Raw genomic sequence first — 14,311 nt, 5'->3', positions numbered from 1 at the left:
AGCTCATGCCTGCCCGATATGTATCGGATGCAACAGCTGTCTTTCAGCCGGAACAGGGAGCTGGATTTGTTCTTTCATGTCGTTCATTCGATCCTCCAAGGGGAATGGTCCAGGTAGTCCTTGTCCGCCTCGGGTTTGGCAAGCTCGTAGACTTTTTGCCGAGCCACGCCGATCGCTCCAGCGACCGTGACGGCGCTAAATTCCTCGAGCATTGCCTCCACACAGACAGACCGAATGTTTGCAGCCCGTGCGACAAGGTGGAACATCAGTGCGCTGATCTCCGCTGCGAGAAGAGCGACCGCTCGTGGGCCACCGAACTCGTCTGCCCACCGGTCATCATCTGAGGTGGCAACCGCATAAAGACGGTCACCAGCATCGCACAGGTGCGATTCAACATCGTCGGGTCGAACGCCTGTGGCACGAAACCGTTCGACAACCTTGTCCATAATGTGTTGTCCTTCCCTCTGCCGGTGCGCCAATACGCGCACCCACTCGGCTCCGAAAGCGTCATCCGGGGTCTTGTCACCCCTGGGGTTACTCCTCATACCTGTTAGCACGGCAGGTCGTCATTGCCCCGTCAACCCTGGGGTGAAAAACCGGCGCGGCAGGTACTGATATCCCTGTTGGTGCAGAGATACACGCAGACCTCGAGCATTGCGCGTCCGAGGTGGTGGTACACCTCTGCGTTCCCGGCAGCATGGGACGCTTGGTGACGTGACCGAGCGGAGTTGCGTCACCCGCCCATCACCGTCAGGAATCCGTCACCGTGGTCGACACGAGCAAAATTCGAGAGCCATGAGCACGCAGACGGTGCGAAATCGGTGCGGGACGAAGAGCGTCGCCCGTATGTCGCGGGTCGAGCTCGGAAGCGTCGAACTCAGCCTTCCTCTCAGCGTGGTGCCCTTCGTTCGGTGGCCTGCGATGAGGTATCTGCCACGTCGGCGCTGTGGGGTCCAGTTGACCGAAAGCATACAGAGCTGCGGAATCACAACGGGGGGTGCTTCTATCGTTTTCGTCAAGCTGCTGGAACAAGTTGTGCTGGGCGAGATTCGTAGAACGTGCCGTCTCTGAGCATGGCGAACAGGACGTCGGATCGGCGTCGGGCGAGGGCGATGACGGCTTGGTTGTGGCGTTTGCCTTCGGCGCGTTTTTTTCGTAGTAGGCTCGCGAGGCGGGGTCGCCTTTAATCGAAGCAAAGGCAGATAAGAACAGCACTCGTTTGAGCACTTTGTTGCCGCGCCGAGATGGGGATTCTCCACGGATGGAGGTCCCGGATTGGCGGGTCACGGGTGCGATGCCAGCATATGATGCTAAGTGAGCTGCGGATTGGAAGTCTTTACCGACCACTTCGGTGAGAATGCGTGCGGCAGTCCTGACTCCAACACCGGGCATGGAAGTCAGGACTTCGGTAAGAGGGTGCGCATCAACCACCAACAAAATTTCAGCTTCAACATCACTGCGTTGCTGCGTGAGTTGCTGTAGTTGGGCAGCTAAGCGACCAATAATATGCTCAGCAGCATGAGTGCCGGTCACGATAGTCGTTTGCTCGGCTAATGCCCTAAAGATCTCATCGGTCAACCGTGCTGCCATGCGTGGCGCAAGCTTTTTGAGCCGAGCTCGAACGTGGCCTCGACCGGCGCGTTTCAACCCCGCAGGGGTTGGGTACCTGCCGAGTAAATCAACGACTGCTGGGTGTGCCAACCGTGGCCCCAGCACGCGCTCTAATGCTGGATGGATCTGCGTCAGCAGCCCTCTGAGCCGATTGCGGACTTGAGTCAGCTGGGCTGCCAGGTCATCATCAAAACCACACAGCATTGACAACTCCGCGATCTGTTCTTCAGCCACGGTGATACCCCGCAGCGTGTGTGGCATGGTGCGGGCAGTTTCGGCAATGATGTAAGCATCTCGGGCATCCGTCTTCGCCTGACCCGGATGCAGATCAGCGACTCGACGCATCGTCAGTCCTGGCAAATACGCCACCTGAGTATCCATCTGCTGAGCTACAGCGACAACCAGCGCACCGATAGTTTTCGGCTGTTCTACTACGACCAGCAACTCGCCGTGTTTGGCGACAAGATCTGTCAGGAGTTCCTGAATCTTGGGCTCGGATTGTGGCAACGGTTTGTCATGCACTACCCGGCCCTGCTGATTGACTGCGGTGGCGTGATGCTGAGACTTTCCGACGTCGATACCAACGAATACTTGGGGTTCCATATCGATCACCTTCTTGGGTGCGTTCCAATAAAAACAAGGTGACCGGTGGTTCGTGCGTTCACATCCACGTTACGAAGACCCACAAAAATTTGGAGCGTGCTTCTATTAGCGATCCGAACGAACCAGACTGGTTCCGGTGACTACACCCCCCTGATCATCAACGACTGGGGGCAACCATCATGCCGGAACCAGCTGGTTACCTACACTGCATATCCTGCCGGAAAACAGTGACACCTAAAAGGTAACGGGCTCTTCGGGTTGCTTCCGAGGCCCGCCAGCTCGGACGCCAGGTCGGTGCGGTGCCGGGACCGGTCACCAGCGTCACCAGTCATGGTCCGCACGAGCTGCTCCGCACCGGCCACGCACGCCTGGTCACCTCCGCTGCCGACGTCGAAGAACTCACCGCCGGCCGCGCGACCCAACCTCCGGGGCTGTCGGCCGAGTTCACACGGCGCGCGTCGCCGGCGGCTGGTCCGCCGGAGCGATCGCTGTAGCCCGGTCGGCAGCTTGCGGGGGTCTCGCACCATCCCTTTGGACGGTGCGAGACCCCTTCTTCGTGTGCCCGACCATCGGCGGGTTACAGGTCGAGGTGCCGCGTCGCCTGGGCGGCGGGCCGCCGACGCTGGTCCTCGATGGTCTGGCGGGTCAGGGTTCGTAGCGCGGTTTCTGCACGGGCGCGGTCGATCTTCTGCGCTGTGCTCTCGGGCTGGGCTCCGAGCGGGGCTGGGTCGGTGATCTGGTACCGGTCACGGTAGGCGGCCACAACCAGGGCGCGGCGTCGCCACTGCTGCCGCTCCCGCCCGCTGGCGGGTATCGGGCCGAGTGCTGTGGCCCATGGCTGGTGGGTGTGGAGGGCGGTGTCGAGGACGGCTTCCGCTCGGGTTTCGATGAGGTGGCAGCGCTCGGTCAGCGCTTGCTGCATGTCGGGGGTCATGGGGCCGGTGGCTTCGGGAATCAGCCCGGCGATGAGACGCGGCGCGTGGCGGGTGCGGCCGGAGCCGGCGGGTCGGGTGGTGGCGTTTGCGAGGCGGTGGTGGATGACGGAGGCGATGTCGTCGGCGTCGGCGAACCCGCGCGCTCGGATGAGGCGTGGCAGGAGGGTGTCGACGTTGTGGTGGTTGGCTTCGGCTCGGCGCAGTTCCGCAGTCAGGGCGCCGCAGGCGTCGGAGTCGATGACGGCTTGCGCTTGCTCGTCGGTGAGCCCGGAGCCGAGGACCAGGGTGGTCCAGCGGTTGTGTTGGGCTGCGGCAGCGATGGTTTCGTATTCGGCGGCGAGTTGGGCGATCGAGCCCAACCGGTCTTGCTCGGCGGTGATGGTCTCGTGCGCCGACAGCTCAGCACCGCTGTGTTGCAGCACGCCGTAGAGGACTGTGCGGGCGGTGGCGTCGGGGTTGTCGCCCGGATGCGGAGTGGCGTGGTCGTCGGGTCGGTCGAGGATGACGTAGGCCTGGTTCGATTCCCGCCCGCGCGTCATCGCCACATACAGGTTCTCCCGCGTCGTGGTGGGTTCAACCAGGACATGGGCGGTGTCGGTGGTGATGCCTTGGGCGCGGTGGGCGGCGACGGCGTACCCGAGGTCAAGCAAACACACTCACCTATGATCGTGCGCGTGTGCGCAGTACAAGTGTATCGACAACTCGGTAGGCGGGGCTTGTTCGAGTAGCCGAATCGATCAATCGTCTCCGTGCCGCCTTCCCGTTGCCCATCCTCATAGCTCTCAACGGGAGCTGCCCCTTACGGTGATGCCGTGCCGGAGTTCTTCTTCGCTCTTCGCTGGTCACGGTGTGCAAATAAGTGATGAAGGAACTCTGGTGCTACAACCCGCGACGCCAGCTCTTCAGCGCTCTCCGGCAGATCGAGTCGCTTCACGCTAAAGCTCAAACGTTGCACCAAGTCACGATGGGCCTCATCTGTGATCTGGAACTTGTCTAGCGACTCCGCTTCGCTCACAAGGTCGCCGAACTTACCCGCGATGTCGCGGTCGATCTCATACCCCAATTCTTCCGCCTCGCGATCATGCCCATCCCAAATCCAAACTCCCCAGGATGCCATTCCTTCAGTTAGAAACTCTCGGGTTTGGGGTCCCAGCCATTCACTTTCCGAGGACAAGAACCATGCGAGGTAATCAATGTGGCCGTAGTACCTAACGGGTGGACCGTTGGACACCGCATACCCTTGAACGAAAGCACATGCAATATTGGCGGATTCATACCCGCCGAAGTTCGGGTCGCGCAATGCGAATTCCTCGGAACATCTTGGAACCCGACCGTCGCGTGTGGTTGCCGTACCGAATGATGATCCCTCGGCCGCTCGTTGCTCACTCCAAGCGATAGAACGCTGATAGGCGGCTTCAATGACTGGCTCAAAAGGGCCGCCAAACCCACGGATCGTAAGTTGAGGAGCATAAGTCACGAGATACTGGATGTGATCAGCGCACATATCGCTGAGTCCAATATGTGTCTCGATGAATTCCAGAACCTCGCTCGGAGGCGTGGTCTGCGTAATCGGTCGTTCTTGGGCTGCCAGCAGCCACTGCATTTGTAGTGCAGCCCACCCAAGTCTCACGCCGCGCTCGGCTGGATCGTTCGTGGAATCTGGAAGAGGGAAGCCCCAGCGTCCCCACCCCATCGGTTCTTGCCAGGTGCCCTCCATATCATTGGACTCGGCTGCTGCTGCAACGTCGAGCCACCAGTCATCTGTAACAACTGGCGGCTCAAACCCCTTGTCAATCAAAAAGTCCCGAGCTACAACTAGCGTTGATCCTCCCGGTCGTATCGCCTCGACGAGACGGGCTACCACCTCGTCCAAATCCGCGGCAGCGTTCAGGGCCAATTTGTCTGCTAGCGGCGGCGAGTATGACAGAACCTCCTCTCGCGTCAGCTCGAGCCAGATGGGAAGAATGACGTTATCGGAGCTTGCCATTTGTCGTGAAACCAGGCCATCGAGTTCCCACTGCGACCACTGCTTCTCGAAAAAGTGCGGACTCAAGACCACGATCCCGAACCGCGACTGGGCAAGACCGCGGTCAATCGAGCGGCGTAGGCTGTCACCCACACGTAGGCTGAACTCGTCGTACCAGACCTCGATGTGGGCGTCACGCAGTCGCTCAGCGAGAGGACGGACGAACGCTTCCTTGTCCTCGCTGGCGTGGCTAATGAACACGTCATAGAGCATGGCTCTAAGTCTAATCTGGGCTGCCTCGTGCTCCCCGTCTGTCACGGCTACCCGAGGGTTTGACGAGGCACGGTAGACAAGCCAGATGTGGCGCACCCGTCCTATAGCCGACGCTCCGTTCTATCCGCACCCGGCGCAGGACGAGAGCTATCGTGCTCGTACGGCTCAAGTTGCCGTGCCTGCTGTGCCTCACGTTCCCGCGCCTGCCCTTGTGCGGCGTGTTTGGTCTCGATCAGACGGGCGGCGTCGGTGATCGGCAGGGCGCGGAGTTCATTGGCCTCTGACCGCAGTAGCGCGGCCCGGTTCTTGGCGTCGTGCGCTTGACGGCGGGGGCTGGTGGTACGGCGCATCCCGTACCGGGCGGCCTGGGCGTGCTCGGCCCCGTACTCACTGACGACCAACGCTGTGCGCTCCTGGCGGTGCCGCTTCCGCATCGTGTCGCGGTCGGCGGTGGCCCCTTCGACAGTTTGGGCGGCCTCGGTCACGCGGGGGTCGGTCTCGGCGCGTTTGGTGGCGGCCTTGCCTGCCCATTCGGGGAGACGATCAGGGTTCGCCGGTGCGGTGCCCCACTCGGTACTGACTTGGCCGCGCAACGTCCGGGTGCGCTCTGTCGCTGTGCACTGCTCGGTACGGGCCTTGCGTCTGCCGAACCTGCCCACCGTGGCGAGGCGACCACGGGCGGCAGCCTCGTCTGCGACGGCATTGAGGTAGGCGGCACCATCAGTCTTCGCCTGCACCGTCAGCGGCCCGGTGACCTCGGCACGCACCTGCTCAGCGGCGTTCTCGGCTCGTCGGAGCACAGCGACGCTGTCCTCGTCCTCAGCCTGGTGGGTCGCGCGTTGGGTGTCGAACCTCGCGGCGATCTGCTCCCACCTCTCCGCTGCCCGTTCTGCACGCTCGGTCTCGCGGTCGAGCCGAGAGAGTTCCTCGGTAACAAGTCTGACCAGGCCATCTGCGATGAGGCCGCGCACGGCTTCGGCTGCCTGTCGAGTGGCGTGGTCGAGGCCACGGTCTGCTGGGTCGCGTTCCATCGCGTCGATGAACTGCGCCGGCGCATCGTTCATGTCCTTAGCGACGACATGGAGCCGGTTCGTCTCGCGGCCTCGGGTCATGCCGACATAAACGCCTGCCGCGCTCGTCGCCTCCGACAAGACAGTGTGCGCCCCGTTGACGGTTGCGCCTTGGACTCCGTAGGCAGTCGCAGCATAGGACAGGTGCGCGTGCTCACCCACATACTCGGACGGGAGGGTGACGGTGCGGGGGTTCTTGCGCCCGCTACCGACCTCACGCGCGTAGACACTGCCGTCCTCGGCGTTGACGTGCTGGACGATCCACTGCTGCCGGTTCGCTACTCCGAGGTCGCTGTCATTGCGGCGGGTCTGGATGAGGTCACCGGCTCCGATGCTCAGGCCATCGCTGCCGGTCGCCGTGATGGTGTCGTTGACCTCGCCCGCCTCGACACGTCCGGCGCGGATGCGCTCATTCAATGCGGCGGCCTCGTCGTTGGTCGCCACCGTGATCGCCTCGCCATCCTGGGCGTTCTCCGTGATGTGCTCACGGGCCTGCTCATCATCAGCGTGCAGGGTGACGAGGTGCATGGCGGCGAGCCGGTCGAACACCGCGCCGGGCTTCTCCCGGTCGCGCATCGTCAGCGTGAGGGCGGCGTACTCGGGGCCGGTGAACCTGTGGAGTTCGCTCATGTCGTAAGTACGGCCTCTGATCTGCGCGGCCATGTCGAGCACCCCGCCCCTGCCCACGGCGGACAACTGGGCGCGGTCACCGACGAGCGCGACTGTCGCGCCTGCTTCTTGGATGATGGTCAGGAGGGCTCGGGCGGTGTCTTGGTCGAGCATCCCGGCCTCATCCACGACCACCCGCTCACCCCGCTGCAACACTGCTTCTCTCGGCGGGCCGGTATAGACGCCGCCGGTCATTGGATCGGTGTCGCCCCGCGTGAGGCGTGTCCATACGCCGTCCTCGTTCCACCGCCACCCGTGGGCGTACACCAGTGCCGCAACCGAGGTAGCGGGTACGCCGAGTTCGTTGTGCGCGACCTGAGCGGCCCGCTTCGTCGGCGCAACCACCCGCGTACTCCTGCCGTGCTCGGCTGCCACTTCGATAGCGGTGCGAAGCATGGTCGTCTTCCCACTGCCCGCCGCTCCCTCCACGATCACCAGCGGATCAGTTGAGGCCACCGCAGCGGCGGCGAGGGCCTGACCCTCATCGAGACCTGCCGCGCGTGCTACTTCGGTCACGTCTGGGTGCTTCGGCTGTCGGCTCGGCACGCTGGCGGTGAGTTGGTCGCGTAGTGCGGTCTCGGCGGCGACCACGCCGAGGCTGGTCAGATGCGCGGCATGCTCCGGTGTCGCCGAGCCTGGGGGCAGGGTCGAGAAGCAATCCGAGACCGCAACCTCGAACACTTCCCTGATGAACTCCCGCAACTGGGTCGGTGTCGCTTGCACGCCCGCCTCGGTGACGATCCTCGTCACCTGCTCGGTCACGGTGTGCGGTGTCCACGTCGAGGATGCGGCGGTGCAACGGTCAAGCGCACGAGAGGCGACCTCCTGCACCGGCAGAGCACCCAGCGCAACCGGGGCTTGTACGGCACGACGGCCAAGATTCTCGGGGTCGTATCCGGCGTCGGTGAGTTCTTGCTGCCACCACTGCTCGTTCTTCAAATCGGCGGGCTTCTTGCCGGGCCGCTGGTGCGCCCAGGCGGTGCCCTGCAACCTTGCCGTCACGACCGGGCCAGGGGCCTCGCCGGGATGCGTGGTCTGCCATTCGGCTTCGAGCCGATCAAGGTTCCGATTGATCTGCGCTGAGCGCTTCGACATGACCGCGTTGAACGGCTGCAACTCCGCAACCTCACCGCTCACCGGGTCGAGGGTCAGGCCGTGGCGGCTCAGTGTCTCGGCAAGTTCGGGGTGCGCGGCGATCACCCCCGTGCCCATTGCACGGATCGCGCCCTGCTGCTTGAACAACGCAGCAGTGTCCAAGGCTCGCCACTTCCCGGCGGCGAAGATGCGGGTGCCGATCTGCATGTGGATATGCCGGTGGGGATCACCAGCACGCGAGGTCTTATGGCTGATGCCGACCATCTGCATCTGCTCGATAGGCACGACCTCCCGCGCGTCGCGCGGGCCGACCCTTGTCACCGAGTGCTGGCCGAGCCAGCGGCGTATCTCGGCCAGCGCATCCTGCTGCGCGTGGTCGAGGGCTTCGGAGACTTCGGGGTGCAGCGCGGCGGCGACCGACAGGCTCTTGGGGCTGTTGATCGTCATCTCGCAGAACAATGGCGAGCCCTTGGTGCCCTCGGCGGGCTTGCGCGGGGTGCCCATCGACTCGCCCGTGATCGGATCGTGCCAGTCCACCCACCCCTCGTACTCATCAGGTGACAGCGATCGGGCGGCGGTCACCTCACCCTTGCCGTCGAGCGCGACATACTCGGCGATGGCGTTGTCTGCGCCGAGGTAGTACTCGTCCGCCCCGGAGCGGTCGGCCTCGACGTACCGGCGAGCGGCAGCACCGTTGCCGTGGAACGGGATCACGCCGCCTTTCACACCTGCCACCACCTCTCTCATGAGACGACTCATGAGAGAGGTGCGCACCACGGCCCCGCCGTGGCATCCGTGCATCAAGTTATTGAATCTAGTTATTGAGGGGGAGAGCAGGAGTGCTCGGGCTGCTGTCTGAGGTGGTTGAGGGGGCAGTCAGCGGGCGGCAGGAGTTGGAGAAGACGCTGTCTCAGTCGGGACTAGGTTCCGGCTTGGTGCGGCACGGCGGCTACTGCACAGGCTGTCGTATGGGCGATCACGTTGAAGGCCATCTGTCAGTCCATGCCCAAGAGGTCTCGCTGCTCGGCGGCGACCGGACTCGGCGATGGGCTGCGGAAGCCCTTCGATCAGAGCATCAGGCAAGCAGTCACCTGCCCCTAAAACATACGTGTTATCCTGTTTGTATGAGACGCACGGCTGAGGAAGCCGCACGCACACGGGTCGCGTTGTTGCATGCGGCGTTGATGGCCTTCGAGGAGAAGGGGTGGCGGGGGGCAACGTTCGAGCATGTCGCCGAACGTGCTGGCCTCACCCGTGGCGCCCTGCACCATCACTTCCGTACCAAGAACGCTCTGCTGACAGAGGCCCTGGAGTGGGGATGGGCGGAGTACGGTGCCCGGCTGTTCGACCTGGACGCACCGGTGCCGGATGCGCAGCAATGGCTGCACGACCTGTTGACGGACTTCGTGACGCTCCTGCGTTCCGATGACCTGTTCCGGGCGCTGGCATCCACCACGGTTCTGGTGGCTCCACAATCCGACGGCGACACCACCGGCAAGCACACCGCACTGGACGGGTGGCGCGAGCAGATCGCTGCCGTCCTCGACCGCGCGAACCCAGCCCTGCCTGGGGCAACAGTCGCGGGCCTGGTGTTGGTGGTGCTGCAAGGACTCACCGTGACTGCGGTGACCCGACCCGATGATCTCCCGCGACCCGCCGATCAGGACGCCGCTATCGCGGCACTGGTGAGGGGGTTGCTGACCTAGAAAGACGTAGACACTTCCATGACCACCAACAACTCCAAATCTCCGAGAGGCGCGACTGCCGCTCGCGCCACCGCTGTCGCAGCGGCGGTGCTGTTCACAGACATGCTGCTGCACGGCCTGGCCATCCCAGTGCTGCCGCTGCTTCCCGCCGTGGTCGAGCAAGGACCAGCCGCGACCGGCATCCTGTTCTCCTCCTACGCCGTGGCAATGATTATCGCCAGCCTGATATCCGGGCGCATCGTTGACCGGTACGGCCCCAAGACTCCACTGGTGATCGGGCTGATCGGCCTGGCGGTGGCCACCGCCCTGTTCGCCCTCGGCGGCCCCTACTGGCTGCTGCTTCTGGCTCGCTTTGTCCAAGGCATAGCCGGGGGCATGTCCTGGGTCGCTTCACTATCGCTGATCGCGGCCACCACCGGGTTTGAGAAGCGCGGCCAGATGATGGGCATCGCGATGGCCACCGTGACCCTTGGCATCCTCGTCGGTCCACCTCTGTCGGGGTTCCTCGTTGACGCGATCGGTCCCGCCGCACCGTTCCTGCTGGCGGCTGGTATCGCCATCGTGGACCTGATTCTGCTGCTGGTATTGATCACCGGGTCGCCGAAGCAAACTGATGACACCACCGGCCCGCTGGCGGTGTTCAAGGTGCCTGGCTCCGCCTCAATCGTCGTCGCTATCGCGATCGGTGCCGCCGTGCTCGCCGCTGTTCAGCCGGTGTTGCCGGTGCATCTGGGCGAGCAGGCATCGAGCACCATGATCGGCCTATTGTTCGGCATCGCCGCATTGGCGAGCATCATCGCCAATCCCATCGTGGGCCGCTTCGTAGCGACTTCTCCACCGCGTCTGCTCATCGGATGCGGGATCGCCGCCGTTGTTGCGGCCCTGCTGGTGACCGGCTTGTCGACCCAGTTGTGGCAGACCGGGATCGGCATGGCCCTGCTCGGGCTGTCCTCGGCGCTGCTGCTGGCACCGGCCACCACGCTGATCAGCGAACAGGGCTTCAAGTCAGATCCGCCTACTCTGGGCGGCTCGTTCGCCCTTTACAACCTGGCCTATGCCGCAGGACTGGCCCTCGGGCCACAGTTGACAGGCATCGGGGTCGAACAGGGCGGGTTCACCACAGCAATGATCGTCGCCGCCATCGTGCTCGCTGTCCTCGGCGGTGCAGCCCTGACCCGGCTGCCCAGGCGACAGCAGAACGAGGCACAAAGCAACTGACGGAGCCAGACTTCGGAGGTGCGCCCGGCTGAGTTCGGCACGGGCGCACCTCCGTCGAAGTAAGTGCCGAGCCCCGGAAACAAGCCAGTCCAAGCGCAACCACTCGTACGTTCCACAGCGTCGCGTGAGGTCGTGAAAGCAACTGCATCATTGTCGAGGCTGCGGGGCCTAACGCGAGCCATCTTCAAACCCAGTCTTAGTACACAACTTGCCGTCACAGCGTGGACGGGACCCGAGTAACTCCGAACTTGACGGCCAACAGCGCCGGGATGATTTCTGGCTCTGCACCCTTTCGGAAGCAAGGTCGCGATACGGCCTTCTGACGAGTTCACAGCACGAGCAGATTTTCATCCGCTGCTTGGTGCAAGCGGTGCGTCTGCTGACGAGTGGCGGGTGTAGGTACTCGCCAATGCGCGTCCTGGTGCGGGTGCTGGTGGCGCACCTCCTTTGCGGGAGGTGCCACCGTGACCGAACACACCCCACCCAGTACAGGCGACGATGCCGCAGCCCCGGATAGCTCGCCGCGTCACGGGTTCGAGACGCCAGAGGGCTTGCGTGCCCTGCTGATCCGGTTACATGAGGCTGGGCCTGGGGCCTGGCGGCGTGACCGTGAAGCAGCGGAACTGATGCGGTACACGGCAGAGAGGTATCGACGCCTGGCCCGTAAGTACGGCCTGGATGAGTGGGAGGTGGCTTCAGGGGCGTTCGAGGTCATGCTCGCCCCCTCGACCAGGAACGCCGATAACCCGTGGGCGGTGGTCACTCGCGCTATGAAGATCACCTGCGGTGTCGAGGTGCGGGCGGCTGGGATGCTCGTCTCGCCGAGCAAGATGCGCCATATGTCCAGGTTCGTCGGGTTCCACGATGCCATCCGGTTCGCTGAGCGAAAGAGTCTGGCCGACTATCACCCCGCGTTCGCCGTGAACTCGGCAACCGACGATGAGGAAGACTCCGCCGGCAGTGACCGTGCTCGGGTCGCCGCCGTCTTATCGGAGATAATCGGGCTGTTCGCCTCGACGGGTTGGGATGCCGTGCTCGTGACCGACTGCATCGAGCACGTCGCCTACCGGCTCGGTGACCTGACCTCCCAGCCGAACGCGGTGGAGGTGCTTCGCCGCGACCGCGCGATCTCGACGCTGCTGGGGATACCTCCGAGGTCGAGGGCTGCGCTGCTGCGGATCGTGCTGGGGCACCCAGCACCGAAGCACGCTCGCACCCCGACTGGAGACGGGGTGCTGCTACGCCCGCTCAGCGGCGAACCCCTCGACTCCCTGCGCTGCGACACCGGCCTGATGGCTGCGATCTGGGTCGCCGACCCCGACAAGCACGAGCCATAGAGTGAACGTCGCCGGTCAGCGGGAGAGGCGTCGTACCTATCCCCCACCGCACCCGCCCCTGCCGTCGCTGCCGACCGTTCCGCGCCGCCTTCACAGCCTGCCGATTCCACGTTGGGAGCACGCCTGGCCGCCGTCTCACGCCAAGCGCAGGGCTTGCCCTCGACGGTGGACGATCCGGCGGTGCTGGCCGAACTGCGAGGACTCTGCACGGCACCTCGCCCCACCAGGCACATTGTCCCGAAGATGCGGAAAGGCCCCGCACCCTGAACCGTCTGCGCTGGTCAGGGAACGGAGCCAACAGCACCCGGTCAGTAGTTAGGCCCGCCAGATGAACTCCACCCTGCGGCTGAGAATGTCGGTGCGGTAGACGGTGCGGCGGGCGTGGAACGCCTCGACCGTCTCGTTGCGGCGACGTGCCGGGGTCGCCCCGTTCATCCCCTCCGGCAGGGCATGGACGAGCACGGCTTCCAAGATGAGGCTGGTCGCCTGGTACTGCCACAGCGGGGTACGGCCCGCCCATTCAGCGGCGACCGTGGTCACGTCGATCCCCGGCCCCTCCTGTTCGGGCATCGCGGCGGCGTACTCACGGCGGGTGGCCTCGATCCGCTCGGCGATCCTGGCCCGCTGGCGCACCCACATCGCCTTATCAATCAACCCGTCGTAATGGTCATCGTCCAACCGGGCCAGGCGCTCCCGGTCGGCGTCGAGCCGAGCGGCGAGGCCGACTCGCGCCCCCGCGTCTGCGTTCGGCGTCGCTCGCTTCGAGGGGCTGAGGGTGATTTGCTCGAATGTCGCCAGCACTGCTTCTTCAACCAGTTTCGAGATGTCGGCGGAGCGGATCGAGCGATGGCACCCGCCGCGTCTGGCCTGTACGCACTGATACACTTCGCCCCGGTGGAGCATCGCCCGCCCACACGCTGAGCAGCGGATCAGCCCCGAGAACGGATACATGCGCTTCGCAGCACCGCTGCCGGGCTGATGGAAGTTCCGCGCCTGCTTCCGCGCATCAAGCACATCGGAGACTTGCTGCCAGGTGTTCTCATCGAGGATCGCGGGCCAGGCCGCTTTGACCTGCATCTGTGAGGTCTTCGCACGGGTGCCATCTGGCAGCACGGGCCGGTACTCACGGACGCCTTTGATGGAGGGGCTGCGCAGCACCATCTTGATCGTCTTATCCGACCACGCACACCCGTGCGTCGTGAGCACGCCGCGCTCGTTCCAGTCCTTGCGAATCCGGTACAGCGATTCACCGGCCAGCACCCGCTGCGCGGCCTCGGCCACCATCGGCCCGGCCACCGGATCAACGACGAGAACACCGGACTCGGCGCGGTAGCCGAACGGCACCCTGCCCCCATGCCAAGCACCCTCGATGGCTTGCTGCTTCGCTGCTCGGGCGACACGGCGAGCGGTGTCGGCTGAGGATTTGTTCGCCATCGCTACCAACATCCTGGCCTCGCCACATCCGAATCCGTGTTCAACCGCAGCGATCCGGTCACCGTGCGCACCGTGAACCCGGCCAGCACCTTCGCGTCGATCAAGTCCTCCAAGTCTCTGGGGTCGCGTACCGCTCGATCCAAGTCATAGGCGACCATCACCTGCGCCTGCCCATCGGACAAGTGTTTGAGCATCGCCCGGAACACCGCTGCGACCTCCCAGCCGTGCGCGATCGCGTAGGCGCGGCAATCGGCCTCCTGCCGATCCACCCCGCGCTCGGTGCTCTCGGGATCATCACTGATCCGCACATACACCACCGCCCGCAACGGCGACACTGATCCCGTAGTCTGTTCCTGCTCGTTCTGGCCCATCAGTCGGCCCACCTTCCTACTCT

At 64.1% G+C, this 14,311-nt stretch carries 8 protein-coding genes and 2 pseudogenes; 3 read left to right on the top strand and 7 right to left on the bottom strand.

The window, feature by feature from the left end; all coding sequences use genetic code 11:
* Positions 1 to 83: 83 nt before the first annotated feature.
* From DCC27_RS02770 to mobF, 5 genes and pseudogenes are all read right to left on the bottom strand, one after another.
* On the bottom strand, positions 84 to 446 hold the full coding sequence (locus DCC27_RS02770; protein ID WP_110111006.1) for a hypothetical protein: 363 nt from the start codon (positions 444 to 446) through the stop codon (positions 84 to 86).
* Between the two features lie 569 nt (positions 447 to 1,015).
* Positions 1,016 to 2,214: pseudogene (locus tag DCC27_RS02765) on the bottom strand (IS110 family transposase).
* Positions 2,215 to 2,791: 577 nt separating this feature from the next.
* A pseudogene (locus DCC27_RS02755) lies at positions 2,792 to 3,796 on the bottom strand (conjugal transfer protein); the annotation flags it as partial.
* A 152-nt stretch (positions 3,797 to 3,948) separates the two neighbouring features.
* Positions 3,949 to 5,388, bottom strand: coding sequence for a toll/interleukin-1 receptor domain-containing protein (locus tag DCC27_RS02750; protein ID WP_110111005.1), 1,440 nt, complete (start codon positions 5,386 to 5,388; stop codon positions 3,949 to 3,951).
* A 101-nt stretch (positions 5,389 to 5,489) separates the two neighbouring features.
* Positions 5,490 to 8,969 (bottom strand): MobF family relaxase, encoded by a 3,480-nt coding sequence (gene mobF, locus DCC27_RS02745; protein WP_110111003.1) that lies wholly within the window; start codon positions 8,967 to 8,969, stop codon positions 5,490 to 5,492.
* 377 nt (positions 8,970 to 9,346) lie between these two features.
* On the opposite strand from mobF, the gene DCC27_RS02740 reads away from it, so the two are divergent.
* From DCC27_RS02740 to DCC27_RS02730, 3 genes are all read left to right on the top strand, one after another.
* Positions 9,347 to 9,928: a TetR/AcrR family transcriptional regulator gene (locus tag DCC27_RS02740; RefSeq protein WP_110111002.1), complete on the top strand. Its 582-nt coding sequence runs from the start codon at positions 9,347 to 9,349 to the stop codon at positions 9,926 to 9,928.
* An 18-nt stretch (positions 9,929 to 9,946) separates the two neighbouring features.
* Entirely contained in the window at positions 9,947 to 11,146 is a 1,200-nt protein-coding gene (locus DCC27_RS02735) for an MFS transporter (protein WP_110111001.1), read from the top strand.
* A 464-nt stretch (positions 11,147 to 11,610) separates the two neighbouring features.
* Entirely contained in the window at positions 11,611 to 12,483 is an 873-nt protein-coding gene (locus DCC27_RS02730) for an exopolyphosphatase (protein ID WP_110111000.1), read from the top strand.
* A 315-nt stretch (positions 12,484 to 12,798) separates the two neighbouring features.
* On the opposite strand, the gene DCC27_RS02725 is transcribed toward DCC27_RS02730, so the two are convergent.
* Together DCC27_RS02725 and DCC27_RS12375 are read right to left on the bottom strand one after the other, a co-directional pair.
* On the bottom strand, positions 12,799 to 13,917 hold the full coding sequence (locus DCC27_RS02725) for a recombinase family protein (RefSeq protein ID WP_246840122.1): 1,119 nt from the start codon (positions 13,915 to 13,917) through the stop codon (positions 12,799 to 12,801).
* 2 nt (positions 13,918 to 13,919) lie between these two features.
* Positions 13,920 to 14,288: a recombinase family protein gene (locus DCC27_RS12375; protein ID WP_246840121.1), complete on the bottom strand. Its 369-nt coding sequence runs from the start codon at positions 14,286 to 14,288 to the stop codon at positions 13,920 to 13,922.
* Positions 14,289 to 14,311 lie beyond the last annotated feature (23 nt).

The sequence above is a fragment of the Auritidibacter sp. NML130574 genome, from assembly GCF_003185725.2.
Lineage (GTDB): Bacteria > Actinomycetota > Actinomycetes > Actinomycetales > Micrococcaceae > Auritidibacter > Auritidibacter ignavus.
Note: the sequence above shows the minus strand (reverse complement) of the source record. Positions and strands in the feature narration are given on the sequence as shown.